The organism is Actinotalea ferrariae, assembly GCF_019733465.1.
Classification (GTDB): domain Bacteria; phylum Actinomycetota; class Actinomycetes; order Actinomycetales; family Cellulomonadaceae; genus Actinotalea; species Actinotalea ferrariae_A.
On sequence record NZ_JACVQL010000264.1, the window covers coordinates 1 to 1,634 of the forward strand.

Here is a 1,634-nt window from a genome sequence, read left to right on the forward strand (position 1 = left end):
GTCTCGCTCCGCGCGGTGCTCGCGGACCGCGCGGCGGCCGACGCCCGGCGGCGCGCGCTCGTGGACCGCGTGCGGGCGGCCGCGTCGGCGGTGCCCGACGTCGACGTCGTGGGCGACCCGGACCACCGCCTCCCGCACGTGCTGACGTTCTCGTGCCTCTACGTGGACGGCGAGGCGCTCGTGGGCGAGCTGGACCGCCGCGGCTTCGCCGTCGGCTCGGGCTCCGCATGCACGTCGAGCGCCCTCGAGCCGAGCCACGTGCTCGCCGCGATGGGGGCGCTCACGCACGGCAACGTGCGGATCGCGCTGCCGGCGGACGTCCGCGAGGACGACGTCGACCGCTTCTGCGCCGAGCTGCCGCTCGCCGTCGCGGCCGTGCGTTCCGCCACCGGCGTCGTGGGTCTGTGAGGGCCGGTGCGGGGACGGTGAGCGGCGAGGGGACGGTGACGCCGCAGGTCGACGCACGCGGTCTGCGCTGCCCGCTGCCGGTGATCCGCCTGGCCGCGGCCGCCCGCGACCTGCCGCCGGGGACCCTCGTCGAGCTGCTCTGGACGGATCCGGCCGCCGAGCACGACGTCCCCGCGTGGGCACGGATGCGCGGCCACGACGTCGTGGACGTGCGGGCCCGCGACGACGGCTCGTCGGCCACCACGGTGCTTCTGGGCCCCGCGCGCTGACGGCTGCGACACGCACACGCACCGAGGGCCGGCACCGTGTGGTGCCGGCCCTCGGTCGGGTCTGGCGTCGGCCCCGCGAGGCCGTCGTGCGCCCGGGTCACGACCCGGGCGGGAGACTCAGGCGAACGAGCCGCCGCACGCGCACGAGCTGCCCGCGTTCGGGTTGTCGATCGTGAAGCCCTGCTTCTCGATGGTGTCCGCGAAGTCGATCTTCGCGCCGTCGAGGTACGGCACGCTCATGCGGTCGACGACGACCTCGACGCCGTCGTAGTCGCGCAGCGCGTCGCCGTCGAGCAGGCGCTCGTCGAAGTACAGCTGGTAGATCAGGCCGGAGCAGCCACCGGGCTGGACGGCCACGCGCAGCCGCAGGTCGTCACGGCCCTCCTGCTCGAGCAGCGTGCGGACCTTGTCGGCCGCGACGTCGCTCAGCTCGACGCCGTGGGTGGCGGTCTCGGTGATCTCGCTCATGGTGTCTCCGCGGGTTCTCGGGGTCTGGCGGGGTCCGGCTGGTGGTGCGCCCGGCGCTCAGCAGGCCGTCACCGGGTCCAACAGCCGACGACGCGCCGGTGTTCCCAGCGTACGTCCTCAGCGCGACCAGGTCCGCGCCACACGCTCGGCGCGTGCGGCGAGGGCGCTTGCCGGGTCGGCGAGGGACGCCTGCACCTGGTCCGGCCGCTCGGCGACGGCGTACGCCCCGGCGATGCCCGCGGCGCCCCACTCGCGCCGGCCCAGGTGCACCTGCCCCGCCACCGCCACCACGGGCACGCCGTGCTCGAGCCCCGCGCCGGCGACCGCGGACACCACCTTCCCGTGCAGCGACTGCCAGTCGAGCGCGCCCTCTCCGGTCACGACGAGGTCGGCGCGCGCGACCGCCGCGGCGAGCCCCACGGCGTCCGCGACGACCTGGGCACCGCTCAGCACGCGCGCCCCGAGCGCCGCGAGCGCGAACCCGATGCC

At 76.3% G+C, this 1,634-nt stretch carries 4 protein-coding genes; 2 read left to right on the forward strand and 2 right to left on the reverse strand.

Going from position 1 to position 1,634, the window contains the following annotated elements:
• Positions 1 to 408 (forward strand): aminotransferase class V-fold PLP-dependent enzyme (locus ICW40_RS17390; protein WP_221655265.1); only part of this gene is annotated, 408 nt, incomplete at its 5' end.
• Positions 409 to 425: 17 nt separating this feature from the next.
• Positions 426 to 677: a sulfurtransferase TusA family protein gene (locus tag ICW40_RS17395; RefSeq protein WP_308121889.1), complete on the forward strand. Its 252-nt coding sequence runs from the start codon at positions 426 to 428 to the stop codon at positions 675 to 677.
• A gap of 117 nt (positions 678 to 794) precedes the next feature.
• Here the strand turns inward: ICW40_RS17395 and erpA are convergent, their stop codons facing one another.
• Both erpA and ICW40_RS17405 read right to left on the reverse strand, forming a co-directional pair.
• Entirely contained in the window at positions 795 to 1,145 is a 351-nt protein-coding gene (gene erpA, locus ICW40_RS17400) for an iron-sulfur cluster insertion protein ErpA (protein WP_221655266.1), read from the reverse strand.
• Positions 1,146 to 1,262: 117 nt separating this feature from the next.
• A partial coding sequence (locus tag ICW40_RS17405) for a glycerate kinase (protein ID WP_221655267.1) occupies positions 1,263 to 1,634 on the reverse strand: 372 nt, incomplete at its 5' end.